Here is a 14,013-nt window from a genome sequence, read left to right on the forward strand (position 1 = left end):
CCACCCCGCTCCGCTTCGCGGATCGACTTGCCGGGGCGAGCCACGTGTCTCGCCCGTCCTTCGGACCCCCGCAAGGGGGAGGGTAAAAGCTGATGGGCGCCTATATCCTGCGCCGCATTCTTCTGATGATCCCGACGCTGTTCGGCATCATGGCGATCTCCTTCGCCGTCATCCAGTTCGCTCCGGGCGGTCCGGTCGAGCAGGTCATCGCCAGGCTGACCAATCAGGGCGGCACCGATCGCCTCGGCGGCGGCGGAGGCGATGCCGGCGCCACCAATCTCGATGTCGCCGGCGATGTCAGCTCGAAATATCGCGGCGCTCAAGGGCTGGACCCGGAATTCATCAAGAAGCTCGAAAAGCAGTTCGGCTTCGACAAGCCGCCGCTCGAGCGCTTCGGCATGATGCTGTGGAACTATGCCCGCTTCGATTTCGGCGACAGCTATTTCCGCGACATCTCCGTGCTCGACCTGATCCTGGAAAAGATGCCGGTGTCGATCTCGATCGGACTGTGGATCACGCTTCTGTCCTACCTGATCTCGATCCCGCTCGGCATCCGCAAGGCGGTGCAGGACGGCTCGACATTCGATGTCTGGACGAGCGGCATCGTCATTGTCGGCTACGCCATCCCCGGCTTCCTGTTCGGCATCCTTCTGATGGTGCTGTTTGCCGGCGGCTCGTTCTGGGATTGGTTCCCGCTGCGCGGCATCGTTTCCGACAATTGGGACCAGTTGTCCTGGCCGGACAAGATCCTCGACTATTTCTGGCACATGACGCTGCCGCTCACCGCACTTGTGCTGTCGGCTTTCGCCACGACGACGCTTTTGACCAAGAACTCCTTCCTTGAAGAAATCCGCAAGCAATATGTGGTGACGGCGAGGGCCAAGGGCCTTTCGGAGCGCAAGGTGCTCTACGGCCATGTCTTCCGCAACGCGATGCTGATCGTCATCGCCGGCTTTCCCGGCGCCTTCATCTCGGCCTTCTTCACCGGCTCGCTGCTGATCGAGAACATCTTCTCGCTCGACGGGCTCGGCCTGCTCGGCTTCAAGTCGGTGATCGACCGCGACTATCCGGTGGTCTTTGCCAATCTCTACATCTTCTCGCTGCTCGGCCTGTTCGTCGGCCTGTTGTCGGACCTGATCTATACCTGGGTCGATCCGCGCATCGATTTCGAGCGGAGAGACATCTGATGACGGCAGCCTCGGCCGAAACCAAGCCGGCCCGCGCAGCCCGGCCGCGACTGTCGCCGCTCAACCAGCGGCGGCTGCAGAACTTCAAGGCGAACCGGCGCGGCTACTGGTCGCTGTGGATCTTTCTTCTCCTCTTCGTGCTGTCGCTGTTTTCCGAACTGATCGCCAACGACAAACCGATCGTCGCCTCCTACAAGGGCGAGATCCTGTTTCCGGTGCTGGTCGCCTATCCGGAAGAGAAGTTCGGCGGCTTCTATGCCGTCACCGATTATCGCGATCCGGTCATCCAGGACGAGATCAATGCCAATGGCTGGATGATCTGGCCGCCGGTGCGCTACTCCTATCAGACGGTCAACAACGCGATCCCCGAAGCGGCGCCGGCCAAGCCGTCCTGGCTCTATGACAGGAAGGCGCGCTGCAGCCAGTATCCGCAAGGCGAGGCCGACCCCAACTGCGCCATCGGCAACTGGAACTGGCTGGGCACCGACGACCAGGCGCGCGACGTGCTGGCGCGCGTGCTTTACGGCTTCCGCATCTCGGTGCTGTTCGGGCTGGTCCTGACGCTCGGCTCCTCGCTGGTCGGTGTCGCAGCGGGCGCGGTGCAGGGCTATTTCGGCGGTTGGACGGACCTTTTGTTCCAGCGCTTCATCGAGATCTGGTCGGCGATCCCGGTGCTTTATCTCCTGCTCATCGTCTCCGCGATCCTGCCGCCGGGCTTCTTCATCCTGCTCGGCCTGATGCTGTTGTTCTCCTGGGTGGCGCTGGTCGGCGTGGTGCGCGCCGAATTCCTGCGCGCGCGCAACTTCGAATATGTCAACGCGGCGCGGGCGCTCGGCGTGCCCAATCTCACCATCATGTTCCGCCACCTCCTGCCCAACGCCATGGTGGCGACGCTGACCTTTCTGCCCTTCCTGCTCTCAGGCTCGATCTCGACGCTGACCTCGCTCGACTATCTCGGCTTCGGTCTGCCGCCCGGCTCGGCCTCGCTCGGCGAGCTGCTGAAGCAGGCGCAGCGCAATCTCAACGCGCCCTGGCTCGGCATCTCCGGCTTCATCGTCATTTCGCTGATGCTGTCGCTGCTGGTCTTCATCGGCGAGGCGACGCGCGACGCCTTCGATCCGCGCAAGACGTTCAAATGAGCGAGTCGTTGCTTTCCGTCCGCGATCTGAGTGTCGCCTTCGCGCAAGGCGGCACGCAATCGACGGCCGTCGACCACATCTCCTTCGACATCGCCAAGGGCGAGACGCTGGCGCTGGTCGGCGAATCCGGGTCCGGCAAATCGGTCTCGGCGCTGTCGGTGCTGAAGCTGCTGCCCTACCCCGCGGCCAGCCATCCTTCGGGAAAGATCCTGTTCCACGGCGCCGATCTGCTCGGCGCCAACGAAAAGACCTTGCGTGGCGTGCGCGGCAACAAGATCACCATGATCTTCCAGGAGCCGATGACCTCGCTCAACCCGCTGCACACGATCGAGCAGCAGATCGTCGAGGTGCTGAAGCTGCACCAGGGTCTCGGCGACCGTCAGGCGCGGGCGCGTGTGCTCGAACTCCTCACCGAGGTCGGCATCCGCGATCCGCAGAAGCGGCTCGATGCCTACCCGCACCAGCTCTCCGGCGGCCAGCGGCAGCGCGTCATGATCGCCATGGCCCTGGCCAACGAGCCGGAATTGCTGATCGCCGACGAGCCGACGACAGCGTTGGACGTCACCGTGCAGGCGCAGATACTCGAACTGCTGGCGGGCCTGAAAAGCCGCAAGGGCATGTCGATGCTGTTCATCACCCACGATCTCGGCATCGTGAGAAAAATCGCCGACCGCGTCTGCGTGATGACCAAGGGCAGAATCGTCGAGACCGGGCCGACCAAGGATATCTTCGCCAACCCGCAGCACGCTTATACCAAGCACCTTTTGGCCGCCGAGCCGAAAGGCAAGCCGCCGGCGGCGAATGCCGCTGCCAAGGCTGTGATGACCGGCAAGGACATCAAGGTCTGGTTCCCGATCAAGCGCGGCTTCTTCCGCCGCACCGTCGACCATGTGAAAGCGGTGGACGGCATCGACGTCACCGTGCGCGCGGGCCAGACGCTCGGCGTCGTCGGTGAATCCGGTTCCGGCAAGACGACGCTCGGCCTGGCGCTCGCCCGGATGATTTCGTCCACGGGCACGATCGGTTTCAACGGGCGCGACATCAACCAGCTTTCCTTCAGCGCCATGCGGCCGCTGCGGCGCGAGTTGCAGATCGTGTTCCAGGACCCGTTCGGATCCTTGAGCCCGCGCATGTCGATCGCCGAGATCATCGAGGAAGGGCTGAAGATCCACGAGCCAAAACTGTCGCCCGACGAGCGTGACGACAAGGTCGTCGAAGTGCTGAACGAGGTCGGCCTCGATCCCGAAACGCGGCACCGCTATCCGCATGAATTTTCCGGCGGCCAACGCCAGCGCGTCGCCATCGCGCGCGCCATGGTGCTCAACCCCCGCTTCGTCATGCTCGACGAGCCGACCTCGGCGCTCGACATGAGCGTCCAGGCGCAGGTGGTCGACCTTTTGCGCGACCTGCAGGCCAAGCACAACCTCGCCTATCTGTTCATCAGCCACGACCTGAAAGTCATCCGCGCCCTTGCCAATGATGTGATCGTCATGCGCAATGGCCAGATCGTCGAAGCCGGGCCGTCCGATCAGATTTTCGGCAGCCCGCAGACCGACTATACCCGGGCACTGATCTCGGCGGCCTTCAGGATCGAGACGGCGCCGACCGGCGTGGTCAGCCAATAGGCCCGCCCGGCTTACATAACAGGGAAGAACATCCGCGAATGGAAAAAGGCAAAATCCTGCTTGCCCTCACCGGCTTTCACCCGCAGCGCTGGCGCGAACTGCTTTCGGCCGAGCGCGAGGTGGTGCTGGAGCCGGATGGCCCCAGCGACCCCTCGATCACCTATGCGGTGGTGTGGAAGCAGAAGCCGAACCTGTTGTCGGGATTGCCCAATCTGCGCGCCATCTTCTCGATCGGCGCCGGCGTCGATCACATCTTCGCCGATCCCGGCCTGCCCGACGTGCCGATCGTCAGGGTCGTCGCCGACAATCTCACCCAGCATATGACCGAATATGTCGTCTGGCGGGTGCTCGACCACCACCGCCAGAGCATGCACTATCGCGCGCAACAACAGAAGAAGATCTGGCGAGAGCTGCCGCAGCGCGCGGCGGAAGACATCTCCGTCGGCATCATGGGCCTCGGCAATCTCGGCCGCGCAGCGGCCTCGGTGCTGCTCTCGCTGGGCTTTGCGGTCAACGGTTGGTCGCGCACTGAGCGGCCGATGACGGGCGTTTCGACCTTTTCCGGGGAAGCCGGGCTGATCCCGTTCCTCAACGCCACGGATATCCTGGTGGTGCTGTTGCCGCTCACCCCCAACACACAGGGCATCATCAATTACAGCGTGCTGAAGGAATTGCGCAGGCGCAACGGGCTCGGCGGAACGGTGCTGATCAATGCCGGCCGCGGCCGGCTGCAGAAGGATGCCGACATCCTGCGCGCGCTGAACGACGGCATGCTGAAGGAAGCGAGCCTCGACGTGTTCGAGGTCGAGCCGCTGCCGAAGACAAGCCCGCTGTGGAGCCACCCGAAAGTGTTCGTGACGCCGCATGCGGCGGCGACCTCGGACCCCGTGCATCTCGTGCCGATCATGCTGCGGCAGATGGATGCATTCGAGCGCGGCGAAAAGCTCGAAAACCTGGTCGACCGCGAAGCGGGTTATTGAGCACCCAAAGCGTGTAGCGCTGAAACGGATTCAGGCACCACGCTTTAGTCTAGGTCTTTGTTTTGGTGCATGTCGTTTTCCCAAAACCGCAGCGCATTTTTGGGCGACATGCATTAAGCAGGCTTCGAGCCGGGCAGCTCGAGCTTGTCCTTCTTCTTCGGCTCGCCGCAATCGCGGCGCTCGATCGAGCGACTCATGGCGTCGATCTCGCCACTCGCCTTGTCGCTGTCGCGCTGCGCCTTGGAGCGCATGTCCGGCGTGAACGGACCGAAGCCCATCGCCGGATTGGAGAAAGTCGGCTTAGCCGTGACCGGCAGATTGTATTGCTGCGCTACCTGATTGCGCTGCGCCAACAATTGGTCGCAGGGCACGCTGTCATATTGCAGCGAGGACTGGACGTTCTCGTCCTGCCTTTCGGCCATCGAGGTGCCGCCCACGCAGCCGGCCGTCATCAGGCAAGACGCCAACACCACCATGTTCCAGCGCATGGTATCCCTCCGTGCGGTATCCGCCCCCATGCTTAAACCGACACGCGATTCGGGCTTTTTCGCAGCAGCGATTCCTTATACCGCATGGCCTTTCCCGGTCACGACAGCCAAGCCTCCTACAGGCTCGCCGCGGTCATGCCGGATGGTCGTGCTCTCCAGCGACAGGATCGCAAACTCGCTGACGGCGAGAACGCGCCGCACATAGGCCTCGGAATGCGCGTAGCGCCGCGACGGCAGCAAGGCGAAGTCATCGTCGCCGGCGGTGGTTTCTACCGAGAATGCGAAGACGCCTTTATCGACCAAGCTCTCGGCAACGGCTCCGACAACGCGTTCGAGCGCGCCTAAGTAGATGAACACGTCGACCGCGACCACGAGGTCGGCTTTCGGGCCGGCGTGGGAAAAATGCTGAAGATCGGCCTTGGAAAGCAGGTCGTAGATGCCTTTGGCGCGCGCCTTCCGCAACATGCCGGCTGAGATGTCGTAGCCCTCGAGCCGATCAACGATCGGACGCAGCCTTTCGCCCATCAGGCCGGTGCCGCAGCCGAGGTCGAGGGCTAGGTGAAAACGGCCCGGCCTTGCCGCGCGAATGGCCCGGTCGAGAAAGTCCGGCATCCGGTAGCCGAGTTTTTCGACCAGCGCTTCCTCGAAACGGTCGGCGTAGTGATCGAAGAGGGTCTCGACGAAGGCGCTGGGCGGAGCCGCTGCCGCCGGCGCATTGCCGATCAATTGCAGCTTGAGCGACGCGCCCAGCCGGTCCGCGGGATCGAGCTTCAGCGCCATCGTCCAAGCCTGGGCGGCCTGGTCCAGAAAACCTGCCGCCTCCTGCATCTCGCCGAGGCGGAACCAACCGGCCGCCCATTGCGGCGCCAGCTCCAGCGCACCGAGCAGAAGCTCCGCCGCCTGCGCCGCCTCGCCGGAAACGAAGAGCATCTCGGCGAAGTCGGCGCGACGGTCGGCGTTCGAGTCGCCGGACGAAGCCTGAAACGGTTTCATGGTTCGTTTGATCCCACCGGCGTTCGAACCGGCGGCCGGCTGTAGGATGAGTCAGCAGTCTCTTGCAACAGGCTTTCCGCGGGGAATTTAGCCATTATCTTCAAGCCATGCGCGCCAGCGACCTGCTCAAGCCACGACCGGAAGGGCTCTACTGCCCGCCAGGCGATTTCTTCATCGACCCGGTGCGGCCGGTGGGCCGCGCCCTGGTCACGCACGGCCACTCCGACCATGCCCGTTCCGGCCACCGCGCGGTGCTGGCCACGCAAGAGACCCTCGACATCATGGGCCTGCGCTACGGCGAGGATTTTGCCGGCACGACGCAGGCCGCGACGCTCGGCGAGACGATCGGCATCAATGGCGTCGCCGTGACCTTCCATCCGGCGGGGCACGTGCTGGGTTCGGCGCAGATCGCCGTCGAGTACCAAGGCATGCGCATCGTCGCCTCCGGTGACTACAAGCGGCAGAAGGACGCCACATGCCGGCCCTTCGAGCCGGTCCCGTGCGACGTCTTCATCACCGAGGCGACCTTCGGCCTGCCGGTGTTCCGGCATCCGCCGGACCATGAGGAGATCGGCCGCGTGCTCAAATCGGCGGCGCAGTTTCCCGAGCGCTCGCACCTGATCGGCGCCTATGCGCTCGGCAAGGCGCAGCGCGTGATGCGCCTGTTGCGCGACGCCGGCTATGACAAGCCGATCTATATCCACGGCGCGCTGACAAAGCTCAGCGAATACTTCCAGAGCCAAGGCATCGACCTCGGCAAGCTGGAGCCGGGGACCGTGGAGACCGGCAGCAAGGCCGATTTCGCCGGCGCCATTGTCGTCGGCCCGCCGGCCGCCTTCGCCGACCGCTGGGCGAGGCGTTTTCCCGATCCGATCTCCTGCTTCGCCTCGGGCTGGATGCGCATCCGCCAGCGCGCCAAGCAAGGCGGCGTCGAGCTGCCGCTGATCATTTCCGACCATGCCGACTGGGACGAACTCATCGCCACGATCAAGGAAACCGGCGCCGGGGAGATCTGGGTGACGCATGGCCGCGAGGAGGCGCTGGTGCGCTGGTGCGAGCTCGAGGGCATCACTGCGCGGCCGCTGCATCTGGTGGGGTACGAGGACGAGGGCGATTGATGCAACACAGTTCGCCAATCTCCGCCGCCGAGCTCTACGGCGCCCCTCTCTGTCCTGCCGGACATCTCCCCCTCAAGGGGGGAGATTGGCAGCTCCAGCGCCGGCGCATCACCCGCAACGCCGGAGATTGGCGAAAGCCGGCGCAACATCCGATCTCCCCCCTTGAGGGGGAGATGGCCGGCAGGCCAGAGGGGGGTGTCGCGCGCCGGCTTTCGCTATCGGCGTGGTCTGCAACGCCATGAACCGCTTCGCCGAACTCCTCGACCGGCTGGTGCTGACGCCGTCGCGCAACGGCAAGCTGACGCTGCTTACCGATTATTTCCGCGGCGTCGAGGACCCGGACCGCGGGCTGGCGCTGGCGGCGATCACCGGCGATCTTTCGATCGCGGCGGTGAAGCCGGCGATGCTGCGCGCGCTGGTGGTCGAGCGCATGGACCCGGTGCTGTTCGGCTATTCCTACGACTATGTCGGCGACCTTGCCGAAACCGTGTCGCTGGTCTGGCCGCAGCCCACCGGTCATCTTCCGAACCATGCGCCGACGCTCGCCGAGGTGGTCGCCAGGCTGCAGGCGGCGAGCCGGTCCGACGGGCCGCAGGTGCTGGCGCGGCTCCTCGACAGCGCCAGCATCTCGGCGCGCTTCGCCATCATCAAGTTGGTCACCGGCGGCTTGCGCATCGGCGTGTCGGCAAGGCTCGCCAAGCAGGCGCTGGCCGATCTCGGCAAAGTCGACGTTTCCGAGATCGAGGAGCTGTGGCACGGGCTGACGCCGCCCTACAGCGAGCTGTTTGCGTGGCTGGAAGGGCGCGCGGAAAAGCCGAAGAGCGCGGCGTTCGCGCTGTTCCGGCCGGTGATGCTCTCCAACGCCGTCGGCGACGGCGACCTCGAAAGACTCGACCACGCCGACTACGCGGCGGAATGGAAATGGGACGGCATCCGCGTGCAGGCGGTATGCGAAAGCGGCATCCGCCGGCTTTATTCGCGCACCGGCGACGACGTGTCCGCCGCCTTCCCGGATCTCGCCGCGGCAATGAACTTCGAGGCAGCGCTCGACGGCGAACTGCTGGTCGGCGATCCGCGCGCGGCGACCGGGACCTTCTCCGACCTGCAGCAGCGGCTGAACCGCAAGAGCGTGTCACCGAAGATCCAGCAGCAATATCCGGCCTTCATGCGCTGCTACGACGCCCTGCACATCGACGGCGAGGATCTGCGCGGCCTCGCCTTCGCCGAGCGCCGAAGCCGGCTCGAAGCCTTCGTCGGGACGCTCGAGCCCAGCCGATTCGACCTCTCACCGCTGGTCGAATTCCCCGACTGGGAGGCGTTGGAGCGGCTGCGCCAGGCGCCGCCGCATCCGATCATCGAAGGCGTGATGCTGAAGCGCTGGGATTCGCCCTATCTCGCCGGCAGGCCGAAAGGCCCCTGGTTCAAGTGGAAGCGCGATCCGCATACGGTCGACGCGGTGCTGATGTACGCGCAGCGCGGCCACGGCAAACGCTCGAGCTTCTATTCAGACTACACGTTCGGTGTCTGGGCCGGACCGGAAGGCGCGGAAGAGCTGGTGCCGGTCGGCAAGGCCTATTTCGGCTTCACCGACAAGGAGCTCAAGCAGATCGACAAATATGTCCGTGACAACACGGTCGAACGTTTTGGCCCGGTGCGCTCGGTGCGCGCCGACCGCAAGAACGGCCTGGTGCTGGAAGTGGCGTTCGAAGGCCTCAACCGATCGACGCGCCACAAATCGGGTGTCGCGATGCGCTTTCCCCGCATATCGCGGCTGCGCTGGGACAAGCCGGCCGCCGAAGCCGATCGCATCGAGACGCTGCAGGCGCTACTCGACAGCTAATCCAACGTGGGCGCTTCACCCCACCCGCGCCTGCGGCGCGACCTCCCCATTAAGGGGAGGTGAGGCGTGGCGCCAATCCCTATCTCCCCTCGATGGGGAGGTCGGCGCGAAGCGCCGGGTGGGGCGAGGCGCCGGCGTCGGTCGTGTTCAACGACACACGCTACAACGACACGCTCACTCCGCGATCGAAACGCGTATCTCGTAGATGTCGACGGACTTGCCCTGCTTGTCGAAGTCGGAATTGATGGCGATGGTGCCGGCTGCGCCCGGATGCTTGTTCGGGAACTGCACGTCGAACAGGTATTCGTTGCGCTCGTGGCCGACGGCATAGCGCTTGCGGCCGCAATCGCCGAACTCGCCGAAATTGCAGTCGACCGAAATCTGGGTTTCCTTACCTTCTTCCGAGCGGGCGATGACGTCGAACATGGCGTGCTTGCCGGCGAGCTTTTCCAGCACGCCCTGACCGACGTCGAAGGCGATCGCCGAGCCGGACGCGCCGGAGCGGATACGCAGGAACTGGCCGGTGTCGTCCTTCATCACCTCGGCGCCGGCGTCGGACGGCGTGCTGACATGAGTCGGATCGGCGGGCGAGAAGACGTTGATCCAGTTCTTCGACTGGTCCGCCTCGCCCGGCTTTTGCGGCGAGCCCGTGTCGGCGGGCTGCGAGGATTCCTCCCCTTCCAGCGTCGGAGGCGCCTCCGGCGGACCGGTGTCGAGCTCAGCCGCCGTCTTGAAGACGCCAGTCTGGAAGGCGAAGTAGCCGCCGATGCCGGCTGCCGCAAGCAGCGTCGCTACGACGAAGATCGCCGTCAGCGGCAGGCGCCGTCCCCTGATCCGCCGCTCGTCGCGATCCGGCGCCACTTCGGCGCCGTTGCCGACGGAGGCTCCGGGAGAATCATCGAGGGTCGGCGCGTCGGGAAGTGCCGTCTCGTCCGGCATGATGTCGGGCACGCGGGGCAGCACGCGCGAGCGCGGCGCGTCCGAAGCATCCGGCTGCACCGGACCGTCGACAGTGATCGACGGCGACGGCGCCGCTTGCGCCGGCGGTCGCGGCGCATCCACCGACGGCGCGGGAGACTGGGTTGGCGTGTCGATCGAGGGCGCCGGCGCCGCGTTGCCGGCGGGCGTGCCGCTCTCGGACGGAAGCGTGACGTCGGGGACTGCCTGGACGGCCGGCAGGAATTCGGATTCGATCTCGGCGATCTTGGCCTGCACCGCCTTGCGGCGGTTGATGGCGGCCTCCACCGTCACATTCGGATTGGCCTGCAGGACGCGATCCAGCGCGGCAAAGGCCGAGCGATAGACCTTCTCGCGAAACGCCCGGTCCTCGGCATTGCCTTTCGCGAAGGCGTTGCGGATCGCTTTCTCGATGGCGTCCAAGCGAGCTCCCTCTGCGCGTTCGCTCACAGTTCATCGATCGTTAGCCGCAGGCGACCAATCAATCAACGGGCGAGCGGCAGTCTTGCCGACGCATCCAAAGCCCATTTCGGCGTTTTTTGTTGAAGAATCAACATTTTTGTCACCGCCACCGGATCGACTCCGGCGGACCGGACGCCGACCGGCAAGCCGCCGCGGCCGGCGCCAGAGATTGTCATGCGGCTGCAGCCGGCCGAAATTGCCGCGCATGGGCGCCGGATTTCGCCGCCAGCCATCTTGAATTAGCTGACGGTTGAGTCTATCAACCGGCGCATCTTGGAGGCCTAATCGCTTCCCGGGCCGCTTTAGCTCAGTTGGTAGAGCACATCATTCGTAATGATGGGGTCGCGTGTTCGAGTCACGCAAGCGGCACCAGTTTTCCTTGCATTTCCAGCCCTGTACCACGTTGTAGGTGCATCTCGGCCATTGTCGGGAATCGCTGTTGGTGGGAAACTCCCGGTGTCAGCATGGGAGGTCAAAATGCCCAATGGTTTCAAGACTGGAGACGTCGTCAGGCTGAAATCCGGAGGCCCGGACATGACGGTGAGCGATGGCGCTGCCTCGGGCACGTATCTGTGCCACTGGTTCAACCGCGAGGGCGACGTCTGGACCCCGCAGCATGCCGGTTTCAAGCCGGACCAGTTGGTGGTGGTCAACGAACGGAAATAGTTTCAGCGCCCCTGAAGGGCTGCTTTCGGGCGCCGCCAGGCCCGCCGATCTCGTATGGCGGAACGACCGACGGATTTTCTGTGTCACCGCGTTTAACGGCTGAAGCGTAGCCGCAAATGGCCGCGCGCAACCGGAGACGAGAGCATGATCCGCCCTTCCATACTTGTCGTTGCCCTTGGCCTGCAGGCGGCTGCCGCGGCCGCCCAGACAACGACGCCAACCCCCGCCCCCGCGCCGACCCAACCGGCGCCAAGCACTTCGGCTGCCGCCAAGCCCGGCACCACGCTGGAGAAGTTCGAGGCGCGCCGGGAAAAGGCGTTCATGGCCGCCGACACCGACGGCGACGGCAAGGTCGGCTTGGCCGAGTGGACGGCATTCCAAACCCAGCGCAAGGCCAGGGGCGATCCGGCCAAAGCCTTCGCGCGGATGGATGCCAACAAGGACGAGTTCGTCGACAAGTCGGAGCTCGACGCTTTCCTCGCCAAGCGCTTCGCCAGGCTCGACAAGAACGCCGATGGCGTGCTCGGCGCGGACGAGACGCCGGGCCACAAAACCGCTCCCAATCAGGAGCAATGACCGAGAGGTTATGCGGCACGATGATCATCGGGAGCGCCCAGGCTGATGGGCGCCGATCCGGACGAGGAACTGGTACGGCGCATCAGTGCCGGCGACCAAGCCGCCGTGCAGGCGATGGTGGCGCGCAAGCTGCCGCGCGTGCTTTCGCTCGCCACCCGCATGCTGGGCGACGCGGCAGAGGCCGAAGACGTTGCCCAAGAGACCTTCGTGCGCATCTGGCGCCATGCCTCCGGCTGGCGCCAGGGGCACGCGCGCTTCGACACCTGGATCCACCGGGTGGCGCTCAACCTCTGCTACGACCGGCTGCGGCGGCGCCGCGAATGGACGACGGACGAACTGCCGGAGGTGGCCGATGAGAGACCGCTTCCCGACGCCCTTGCCGGAGACGAGGGCCGGCGCGTCCAGCAGGCGTTGCTACGCATCGCACCGCGCCAGCGCGAGGCGATCGTGCTCGTCTATTATCAGGAGCTGTCCAACATCGAAGCCGCCGGCGCCATGCAGGTCAGCGTCGATGCGCTGGAAAGCCTGCTCGCGCGGGGTCGCCGCGCGCTGCAGGCCCTGCTCATCGGAGATGATGGCGATGACTGAGACGGCGAAGGCATTGCCGAATTTTTGGATGAAGGCGTGGGGGGCCACGCTAGAGCCGTGGAAGGGGGAACGAGATGGCTGAGAACCGGAAGACCACCGACGTGCAGCTGGATGCCAAGCGCTTCGCCGCGCTGGCGGACGCCTATGGCAGCGCCTTGCATCGCTGGCCGCGGACCGAGCAGGCCGCCGCAACGCTTTTTGCCGAAAGCGAAGAGGGCCGCGCCATCTTGGCGAGCGCCGGCAGGCTCGACGCCATCCTCGACCGGCATCATGTCGAAGCCCCCAGCCGTTCGCTGCATGGCAAGATTGTCGCCAACGCCACGTCCGAGATCAGGCAGGGACGGCACCGCCGACTCTGGTGGCTGGGCTTCGGGCTCGCCGGCGTCGGGCTTGCAGGCGCGGTTGCCGGGTTGGCGCTGGTCACCGTCGTTACCCCCGATGCGCCGTCCGACCATTATGTGATGGACGCCAACGCAACGTCGTTCGGCGATGCCGGTCCCGACGCCGACACGGAGAACCTATGAGCACTCGTCTTTTCGCGGCATCGCTGGTGCTGAACGTCTTTCTGATCGGCGCGCTCGCCGGCGGCGCCGGCTGGCTGATCGGCAAGTCCAATCCGGGCTATTGGCTGGAATCTGCAGGCGGCAGGCTGCCCGCCGCCGATCGCAAGGCGTTCCGCCAGGCGCTGCGCGAGGTGCGTCGCGAGTCCCGCGCGGTCATCCTCGACGGGCAGCAGGCACGGCGCGAAGCGGCCGACCTTCTGCAACAGCCGACACTCGACGCGAACGCTCTGGCCGCCGCCCTCGAGCGGGCGCGCACTGCCGACGCCACCATCCGCAGCCGGCTCGAACAGCGCATCGTCGAATTCGCCGCATCGAGCTCGCCGCAGGACCGCAAGCTCCTGGCCGACGCCTTGCTGCGCCAAGTCGGCAGGCAGCGGTCGCCGCCTGCAAAAAATACGCCCTGAGGAGCGACGGAAACCGCCGCTACCCTCCGTTCAAGGGAAGAGGGACACGCCTGCTGCCGCGCGAATGCGGGACAGGTTGGTTTCAACCTTGAGAAACTTGGGGAGTATCCCATGAACGGTCTGACGAAATATTCGCTCGCTGCAGCCCTTGCCGTCGGCGGGACGGTCGCGGCAAGTGCGGCTTCCGCAATGCCGATCGCGCCGGTTGCTGCGCCGGCGCTGGTCGAGCATGTGGCCTGGGGCTGCGGTCCGGGCTGGCGTCCCAACCCGTGGGGACGCTGCGTGCCCAATCGCCGCGTCATCTATCCGGGCTACTACTATTGGGGCGGACCGAGGGTCTATATCGGCCCGGTCTGGCACCCGTACCACCGCTGGCATCACTGGCGCCGCTGGTGAAGCCCGGCCCAGCTCACGATGCCGGCGCCGA

16 protein-coding genes and 1 tRNA gene are annotated in these 14,013 nt (G+C 65.3%); 13 read left to right on the plus strand and 4 right to left on the minus strand.

Annotated elements, in window-relative coordinates; translation table 11 throughout:
• Positions 1-92: 92 nt before the first annotated feature.
• Genes EJ070_RS05390 through EJ070_RS05405 form a run of 4 tightly spaced genes read left to right on the plus strand, consistent with a single transcriptional unit; the run spans position 93 to position 4,931 of the window.
• Entirely contained in the window at positions 93-1,187 is a 1,095-nt protein-coding gene (locus tag EJ070_RS05390) for a microcin C ABC transporter permease YejB (protein WP_126090396.1), read from the plus strand.
• Complete coding sequence (locus tag EJ070_RS05395) at positions 1,187-2,326, plus strand: ABC transporter permease (RefSeq protein ID WP_126090397.1); 1,140 nt, start codon at positions 1,187-1,189, stop codon at positions 2,324-2,326. The genes EJ070_RS05390 and EJ070_RS05395 overlap by 1 nt, the downstream gene beginning before the upstream one ends.
• Positions 2,323-3,951 (plus strand): ABC transporter ATP-binding protein, encoded by a 1,629-nt coding sequence (locus tag EJ070_RS05400; RefSeq protein WP_126090398.1) that lies wholly within the window; start codon positions 2,323-2,325, stop codon positions 3,949-3,951. The genes EJ070_RS05395 and EJ070_RS05400 overlap by 4 nt, the downstream gene beginning before the upstream one ends.
• A 38-nt stretch (positions 3,952-3,989) precedes the next feature.
• Positions 3,990-4,931, plus strand: a complete 942-nt coding sequence (locus tag EJ070_RS05405; RefSeq protein WP_126090399.1) for a glyoxylate/hydroxypyruvate reductase A — start codon at positions 3,990-3,992, stop codon at positions 4,929-4,931.
• A gap of 113 nt (positions 4,932-5,044) precedes the next feature.
• On the opposite strand, the gene EJ070_RS05410 is transcribed toward EJ070_RS05405, so the two are convergent.
• Both EJ070_RS05410 and EJ070_RS05415 read right to left on the minus strand, forming a co-directional pair.
• The gene (locus EJ070_RS05410) at positions 5,045-5,419 is read right to left on the minus strand and encodes a hypothetical protein (protein ID WP_126090400.1); all 375 of its coding nucleotides are present in this window, start codon (positions 5,417-5,419) and stop codon (positions 5,045-5,047) included.
• A 75-nt stretch (positions 5,420-5,494) separates the two neighbouring features.
• The gene (locus EJ070_RS05415; protein WP_126090401.1) at positions 5,495-6,412 is read right to left on the minus strand and encodes a methyltransferase domain-containing protein; all 918 of its coding nucleotides are present in this window, start codon (positions 6,410-6,412) and stop codon (positions 5,495-5,497) included.
• Between the two features lie 107 nt (positions 6,413-6,519).
• On the opposite strand from EJ070_RS05415, the gene EJ070_RS05420 reads away from it, so the two are divergent.
• The gene (locus tag EJ070_RS05420; protein WP_126090402.1) at positions 6,520-7,530 is read left to right on the plus strand and encodes a ligase-associated DNA damage response exonuclease; all 1,011 of its coding nucleotides are present in this window, start codon (positions 6,520-6,522) and stop codon (positions 7,528-7,530) included.
• 238 nt (positions 7,531-7,768) lie between these two features.
• Positions 7,769-9,370: a cisplatin damage response ATP-dependent DNA ligase gene (locus EJ070_RS05430; RefSeq protein WP_126090403.1), complete on the plus strand. Its 1,602-nt coding sequence runs from the start codon at positions 7,769-7,771 to the stop codon at positions 9,368-9,370.
• 174 nt (positions 9,371-9,544) lie between these two features.
• On the opposite strand, the gene EJ070_RS05435 is transcribed toward EJ070_RS05430, so the two are convergent.
• Positions 9,545-10,750: a hypothetical protein gene (locus EJ070_RS05435; protein WP_126090404.1), complete on the minus strand. Its 1,206-nt coding sequence runs from the start codon at positions 10,748-10,750 to the stop codon at positions 9,545-9,547.
• Between the two features lie 62 nt (positions 10,751-10,812).
• Positions 10,813-10,965: a hypothetical protein gene (locus tag EJ070_RS36170; protein WP_189350388.1), complete on the minus strand. Its 153-nt coding sequence runs from the start codon at positions 10,963-10,965 to the stop codon at positions 10,813-10,815.
• Between the two features lie 120 nt (positions 10,966-11,085).
• Here EJ070_RS36170 and EJ070_RS05440 point away from each other — a divergent pair.
• The 7 genes from EJ070_RS05440 to EJ070_RS05470 all read left to right on the plus strand — a co-directional run bounded on the left by EJ070_RS05440 (position 11,086) and on the right by EJ070_RS05470 (position 13,982).
• A tRNA-Thr gene (locus EJ070_RS05440) sits at positions 11,086-11,161 on the plus strand.
• Positions 11,162-11,266: 105 nt separating this feature from the next.
• Positions 11,267-11,455, plus strand: coding sequence for a DUF2158 domain-containing protein (locus EJ070_RS05445; RefSeq protein WP_126090405.1), 189 nt, complete (start codon positions 11,267-11,269; stop codon positions 11,453-11,455).
• A gap of 144 nt (positions 11,456-11,599) precedes the next feature.
• On the plus strand, positions 11,600-12,031 hold the full coding sequence (locus EJ070_RS05450) for an acid-shock protein (protein WP_126090406.1): 432 nt from the start codon (positions 11,600-11,602) through the stop codon (positions 12,029-12,031).
• A 45-nt stretch (positions 12,032-12,076) separates the two neighbouring features.
• Positions 12,077-12,619, plus strand: coding sequence for an RNA polymerase sigma factor (locus EJ070_RS05455; protein WP_126090407.1), 543 nt, complete (start codon positions 12,077-12,079; stop codon positions 12,617-12,619).
• A 74-nt stretch (positions 12,620-12,693) separates the two neighbouring features.
• A complete protein-coding gene (locus tag EJ070_RS05460; RefSeq protein ID WP_126090408.1) occupies positions 12,694-13,143 on the plus strand; it encodes a hypothetical protein in 450 nt (149 codons plus the stop codon).
• On the plus strand, positions 13,140-13,586 hold the full coding sequence (locus EJ070_RS05465; RefSeq protein WP_126090409.1) for a periplasmic heavy metal sensor: 447 nt from the start codon (positions 13,140-13,142) through the stop codon (positions 13,584-13,586). The genes EJ070_RS05460 and EJ070_RS05465 overlap by 4 nt, the downstream gene beginning before the upstream one ends.
• 111 nt (positions 13,587-13,697) lie before the next feature.
• On the plus strand, positions 13,698-13,982 hold the full coding sequence (locus EJ070_RS05470) for a hypothetical protein (protein WP_126090410.1): 285 nt from the start codon (positions 13,698-13,700) through the stop codon (positions 13,980-13,982).
• Positions 13,983-14,013 lie beyond the last annotated feature (31 nt).

It is taken from the genome of Mesorhizobium sp. M1E.F.Ca.ET.045.02.1.1 (genome assembly GCF_003952485.1).
Lineage (GTDB): Bacteria > Pseudomonadota > Alphaproteobacteria > Rhizobiales > Rhizobiaceae > Mesorhizobium.